Source organism: Bradyrhizobium sp. Leo170 (genome assembly GCF_004296405.1).
Classification (GTDB): Bacteria; Pseudomonadota; Alphaproteobacteria; order Rhizobiales; family Xanthobacteraceae; genus Bradyrhizobium.
Map to the genome: position 1 here is coordinate 1 of NZ_PSRR01000449.1, position 5,733 is coordinate 5,733.

Genomic DNA, 5,733 nt, shown 5'->3' on the forward strand with positions numbered 1-5,733 from the left:
GAAAAGTGGGTACTAGTCCTCGTGGATTGCGAAGAGGCCGCCGCGGCGCTGTAATCAGCGCTATGGGCACGGCTATGGGCACGAAGTCGCGCGAGGTCATTTGGGGCGGTCGGATCATGGGTGCGGAGATCCGCGCTCAGAGCGCCCGGGAAGCTGCCGAGAAGGCCGCTCGCGAGGCGGACCGTGCAGAGGCAGAAGCTTGGTCGGGTGCGCATGGAGGGCCACGGGAACGCCAGGGCGCGGCCCCCGACGCTTCCCCACGCTAAGGCAGCCAAGCGGTTCGGTTCCTCGGCGGTTGACTGTTTTCCGATAGATTGCAGCCCGAAGGGCAGGGATTGTCGGAACAAGCCTTACTCGATCGTCTTGAATCCAAGCCGCCCTGGAAAACTGGAGTTCTGCGTAAAATGGCTCCCCGCGCCAACTGGAAAGGCTTCCTGCGTCTGTCCCTCGTAACCTGTCCGGTCGCGCTCTACCCAGCGACATCGGAGAGCGAGAAGATCTCGTTCAATCAGCTTAATCGAAAGACTGGCCATCGCATCAAGTATCTGAAGGTCGACGCCGACACGGGCGAGGAGGTCGCGAACGAGGACATCGTCAAGGGCTATATGCTCGACAAGGAAACCTTTATCGAGGTTTCGAAGGAAGAGCTTGAGGAGGTCGCGTTAGAATCCACCCGCACCATCGACATCGACGAGTTCGTCGATCGTGAAGAGATCGACCCGCGATATCTGATCCGCCCTTACTACCTGCGGCCCGACGGCAAGGTCGGCCATGACGCTTTCGCCGTGATCCGCGAGACTATACGCGAGATGAACAAGGTCGCGATTGGTCGTGTCGTGCTGACCAACCGCGAGCACATCATCGCGCTCGAGTCGCTGGACAAGGGCCTCGTCGGGACGCTGCTGCGTTATCCGTATGAAGTCCGCTCGGAGGATGAGTATTTCGACGAGATCCAGGACGTCAAAGTCACGAAAGACATGCTCGATCTGGCCAAGCACATCGTGAACCAGAAGTCGGGGCGGTTCGAGCCCGACAAGTTCGAGGACCAGTACGAGACGGCCCTGATCGACCTCATCAACCAGAAACGCGCTGGCAAGCCGATCACGCCCAAGGAGCGGCCGAGCGGCGAAAACGTCGTCGACCTGATGGAGGCGCTGCGCCGGAGCGTCGGTGGCGCCGCCGCCGAAACCAAGGCGGCCAAACCCGCCAAGAAGCCGCGCAAGGCGGCGGCCGGTCAGAAGGAGATGCTGATGCCGATCCAAGGCAAGAAACAGGCGAAGGAGACGGCCGCGAAGAAGCCGACGAGCAGGCAACAGCGAAAGTCGGCCTGACTCGGAAATGATCTCGTGGCAACGAGGGCGTGAGCGTTTTCGGGCAACCACATCGAGAAGAGAGACGCTAGGCCACGAATGTGCGCGCTCACCTTCCTGGGAACGTCTGCAAGCGTGCCATCGGCCGAACGCAACCATCCGGGACTTCTCGTCGAGGCCGGAAATCATCGTATCCTGGTGGATTGCGGAGAGGGAACGCAGCGCCAATTGCTGCGCGCCTGCGCTGGCTTTCTGCGGCAGAGCACCGAAGTCATGACGATCCAGGGTGGTCCCGGCACACTCGAAGTCGTCGTCCATGCGTCGCGCCTGGCTGAGCCACAAGTCTAGGGCGCGTACTCACAAAATGTGACGTCCGCTTCCGGGGGTAAAGCGGACGCTTTGTGCCTGTCCCGAGAATTTCGCCTCATGGGTCATAAGCGGTCGTGAGCAGTGTGACCCGGGCCAGTCAATCCTAGTCGCCCCAATCGCCGGCTGCTACGATGAGGCCGGCGTTTCGCGACCGCGTCGCTATCGCGGGTGCACGCTGGGATTTGTGGGGCCGGAGCAACATCATGACCAGAGGCTCGGCAGCTCTGGGGTCGGCGGTCTTTTTTCTGATTGCCCCCACGACGATCGCCGGTGTCGTGCCGTGGTGGATTTCGCAATGGCGTCTGCAAGCGCCGTTCTTCGATCTCCAGCTTATCGGATGGTTCGGCGTGGTTCTGATCCTGCTCGGCATTCCGGTGTTGGTCGAAACCTTCACACGATTTGCGCTGCAAGGCGGCACGCCAGCGCCGGTCGCACCAACGCAACATTTGGTGATCACCGGCCCCAATCGTTATGTCCGCAATCCGATCTATCTTGCCCTAGTGGCGATTGTACTTGGCCAAGGACTGATCCTCGGAAACGCAAGGCTTCTGGTCTACGGCGCGCTACTGTGGATCGGCTTCCACATCTTCGTTCTGGCTTATGAGGAGCCGACGCTGCGTAGGACATTTGGAGCGGAGTACGACACCTATTGCGCCAACGTGTCGCGCTGGTTGCCACGCTTGCCCGGCTCTACGTCGGCGTCGTCCTGATCGACCGCGAGTGCGAGTGCCGCGGCCATCGTCGCCGGATCGTGCGCGTTGTGTACGATCAAATGTGCCAGCAGCAGTGTGACCAGCGCATCGGCTACGGCGGCGAGGTTACGACCGGGCAACATGTCCCAGATCGGGGGCGCGTAGCGCCTATCTCGCATTGCAGGATTTCGATCCGGCTAATGTCTCTTGTGGGTCAGGAGCGGCGGTTAAGCCTAGCGCACGTCACGTCCCGTCTACCCGCGGTTGAGGAAATTCGAACCAATTCGAGCGACTTCGGGTCGGGGCCAATAAAGGACATCAGCCCGATGGGCATCCTGTCTGATCCGTTGTAGAATACCCTCTACGTTGGATTGCAGGCCCATCGTGCAAGAGCAACCAGTGCGGGTCGAACGGAGGTTGGCGGCGATACTGGCCGCCGATGTAGCTGGGTATTCGCGGCTGATGCACAACGACGAAGAGGCCACGCACGCCAAACTGACCGGGCTCTTGGCGAACATTGTCAGGCCAGCGATTGTGGAACACGGCGGCCGCATCGTCAAAAACACCGGCGACGGGTTCTTGGCGGAGTTTCCAAGTGCGGTCGAGGCGGTGCGGGCCGCAACTCAATTCCAAAGCCGCACCCATGACCTGACAAGCGATGATCCGGAAGAAAGCCGCGTTCGCTTCCGTGTCGGGATCAATATCGGCGACGTGATCGTTGAGCCTCACGATATTTTCGGGGACGATGTTAACATCGCGGCGAGGCTTGAGGGGATAGCTGAACCCGGCGGTATCTGTGTCTCAGCTTCCGTCTACGCCCATGTTGGAGGCAAGGTCGCCATTGAGTTCGCTGATTTGGGTGACCAGAAGCTCAAGAATATCTCCCGACCGGTCCGGGCCTACGCAATCGTCTGGGAGGAAGCCAGCCGCGTTTCACTGAGTGTTGGAGGACAATCAGACGCGCTTTCAGGGCCTCATCTTTCCATTGTCGTGCTCCCTTTCGCCAATCTCAGCGGTGCTCCCGCGCAAGAATATTTCGTCGATGGAGTAACCGAGAGCCTTACCACTGATTTGTCGCGGATCAGCGGCTTGTTTGTTATCGGACGACACACCGCATTCACCTACAAAGGCAAAGGCAAAGCGATCGATCTCAAGCAGATCGGTCGCGAGTTGAAGGTCCGGTATGCGCTCGAAGGCTCGGTACAGCGCAGCGAACGTCGGCTGCGCATAAACGTGCAATTGGCCGACGCAGGAACCGGAAATCACCTCTGGGCCGAGAGGTTCGACAAGCCGATGGCCGATCTGTTCGACATGCAGGATGAGATTGTGGCACACATCGCCAACGCCCTAGACGCTCAGCTTGCCAAGCAAGAAGCGAGGCGATCAGAACGGTCCCCGCTTCCGAGTTCAATGGACTTGTACTTTCAAGGTAAGGCTTTGATGTACAAGGGATGGATACCTGAAAACTTGGCACAAGCACGAAGCAAATTTGAACGAGCGCTGGCGCTTGATCCAGAAAACGTCGGAGCAATGGTCCGCATACCAGCCCTTGATGTGATCGTTAGCATGGCCAGCATGACGGACGACAGCGCTGCGCTTCTCGGGTCGGCCGAGGCAAGAGTTCTAAAGGTCCTGTCTCGCTCCAAACCACGCCTTTGCCCACTTGACCTTGGGTTCCGTTCTGACTGCGACAAACCGCGCGGTTCAAGGCATCGCCGAGTTTGAGCGCGCGTTGGTGCTGGATCGCAATTTGGCCGAGGCGCACGCCTCAATCGGCTTCGCGAAAATTCTTACTGGGCGCTGCTCGGAGACCGAAAGCACATCTCAATCAGGCGTTTCGGCTTTCGCCCCGTGATATCTTTGCTCACCGCTGGATGATGTGGATGGGCTTTGCCAAGCTGCAGCTTGGGGCGGATATCGAGGCACTTGGCTGGTTTCGTCGTAGCATCGAAGCGAACAGAAACATTCCCCTCGCGCATTTTTCACTTGCTGTTGGGCTGGCGATGCTGGGCTCTATCGACCAGGCAAAGTCCGCTGCAAGGGCAGGATTTGAGCTTGATCCAAGCTTTTGTCTGCGGCGGTTTCGCGACAGCGTCGCGAGTGACAATCCAACCTACCTCATGGGACGCGAGCGGTTCTATCAAGGCTTGCGGATCGCCGGGGTGCCTGACGGCTGACGCCCGCTTTGGGTCAAAAGCGCCGATCCGGCGGTCGGCCTACCGTTTCCGCTTTACCTCCGGAAGCTGACAGTTTGAAAGCCGCGGTGGACTTCGCATTTGGGCCATGACCGGACAGTCAATGAGCCTCAGCACGTCAGGTTTTGCCGTCGAGCCGCTGTAGATCGCTATCGAGTCGGCTCATCGGCACTAGCAAAGTAGAGAAGCGCCGCAACAGAGCTTATCACCAACGCCGCACCCGTTAAGCTCAGCATCGTAATACGCTCGCCAAGAATCCATGCTCCAAGCATAAGTGCAACCACTGGATTGATGAAGGTGTAAGTGGCGACAACTGGGGCGGACATGCGATCGAGCAGCCACGGGTAGGCTGTGTTCCCGACGACGCTACCGAGGAGCGCCAGATAGAGCACGCCCCCGAGTGAAACGATTGAGACCTGGCGAGGCGAGAAGTGGGCCCATTCGCCGATCAATTGACTCAGCACCAACAGGCAGACGCCACCGCAGATAAGCTGCATGCCAGCAAGATCATGGGGCGGAATATGGGCGGCGCGCCTTTGCACGTACACGCTGCCGAGTGCCCAGGACAGAGAGGATACCAGAAGCAAAACAATCATACCGATCGGCAGTGAATTGTGCGAATTCGATGTTTCATTCCATGCGATTAATGCGACGCCAGCCAACCCAGGCACAAGCGCTAAGAGTCTTTTCAGAGCTTCGCTTTGACCAGTTGATACGTTGACAAGCACGATCCAGAACGGAATGGTCGCCAAAAAAATGGCCGATAACCCCGAAGGGACATAACGCTGGGCATGTGCGAGGATCCCATGACATCCGACGAAGAGGAGCGCGCCACTGATTGCAGCGTACCACCAATCTTCCCGCGGTCGTGGAGTCAATCTGCTCAATTGCGAGAAGGCAAGCAACAGAGCGCCACCGAGAATGGAGCGCGCTCCAATCAGGAGTAAAGGCGGGATCGACTGCAAGCCTAGCGCGATTGCCAGATATGTTCCCCCCCATAATAGATAAATGGCGCCGAATGCGCCTATTAATTGGGCTCGGCTTGCGCCTATCGACATTGATGACCTCTTGCTGTTGACGATCAAGACACCCGCAGGTCAACTCACCGACAAGCGGCGAGGTTTCCGTTGTTGATAACGGCTCGCCCCGCAAGGTGAATGTCGCCTT

The 5,733-nt window shown here is 58.7% G+C and carries 5 protein-coding genes and 1 pseudogene; 5 read left to right on the forward strand and 1 reads right to left on the reverse strand.

What is annotated here, in order from left to right:
- Positions 1-404: 404 nt before the first annotated feature.
- The 5 genes and pseudogenes from ku (at position 405) to CWO89_RS49285 (ending at position 4,548) form a co-directional block, all read left to right on the forward strand.
- Positions 405-1,331 (forward strand): non-homologous end joining protein Ku, encoded by a 927-nt coding sequence (gene ku / locus CWO89_RS40010; protein WP_130583781.1) that lies wholly within the window; start codon positions 405-407, stop codon positions 1,329-1,331.
- A 78-nt stretch (positions 1,332-1,409) separates the two neighbouring features.
- A pseudogene (locus tag CWO89_RS40015) lies at positions 1,410-1,625 on the forward strand (ribonuclease Z); the annotation flags it as partial.
- Between the two features lie 257 nt (positions 1,626-1,882).
- On the forward strand, positions 1,883-2,389 hold the full coding sequence (locus CWO89_RS40020) for a methyltransferase family protein (RefSeq protein ID WP_130583782.1): 507 nt from the start codon (positions 1,883-1,885) through the stop codon (positions 2,387-2,389).
- A gap of 399 nt (positions 2,390-2,788) precedes the next feature.
- Positions 2,789-4,096: an adenylate/guanylate cyclase domain-containing protein gene (locus CWO89_RS40025; RefSeq protein ID WP_349644934.1), complete on the forward strand. Its 1,308-nt coding sequence runs from the start codon at positions 2,789-2,791 to the stop codon at positions 4,094-4,096.
- A 158-nt stretch (positions 4,097-4,254) separates the two neighbouring features.
- Positions 4,255-4,548 (forward strand): tetratricopeptide repeat protein, encoded by a 294-nt coding sequence (locus CWO89_RS49285; protein WP_349644935.1) that lies wholly within the window; start codon positions 4,255-4,257, stop codon positions 4,546-4,548.
- 167 nt (positions 4,549-4,715) lie between these two features.
- Here the strand turns inward: CWO89_RS49285 and CWO89_RS40030 are convergent, their stop codons facing one another.
- The gene (locus CWO89_RS40030) at positions 4,716-5,624 is read right to left on the reverse strand and encodes an EamA family transporter (RefSeq protein WP_130583783.1); all 909 of its coding nucleotides are present in this window, start codon (positions 5,622-5,624) and stop codon (positions 4,716-4,718) included.
- Positions 5,625-5,733: the final 109 nt, after the last annotated feature.

Coding starts and splice junctions, on each gene's coding strand:
- CWO89_RS40030 (WP_130583783.1), bottom strand. CDS start 5,624: ATGTCGATAGGCGCAAGCCGAGCCCAATTAATAGGCGCATTCGGCGCC.
- CWO89_RS40020 (WP_130583782.1), top strand. CDS start 1,883: ATGACCAGAGGCTCGGCAGCTCTGGGGTCGGCGGTCTTTTTTCTGATT.
- CWO89_RS49285 (WP_349644935.1), top strand. CDS start 4,255: ATGGGCTTTGCCAAGCTGCAGCTTGGGGCGGATATCGAGGCACTTGGC.
- ku (WP_130583781.1), top strand. CDS start 405: ATGGCTCCCCGCGCCAACTGGAAAGGCTTCCTGCGTCTGTCCCTCGTA.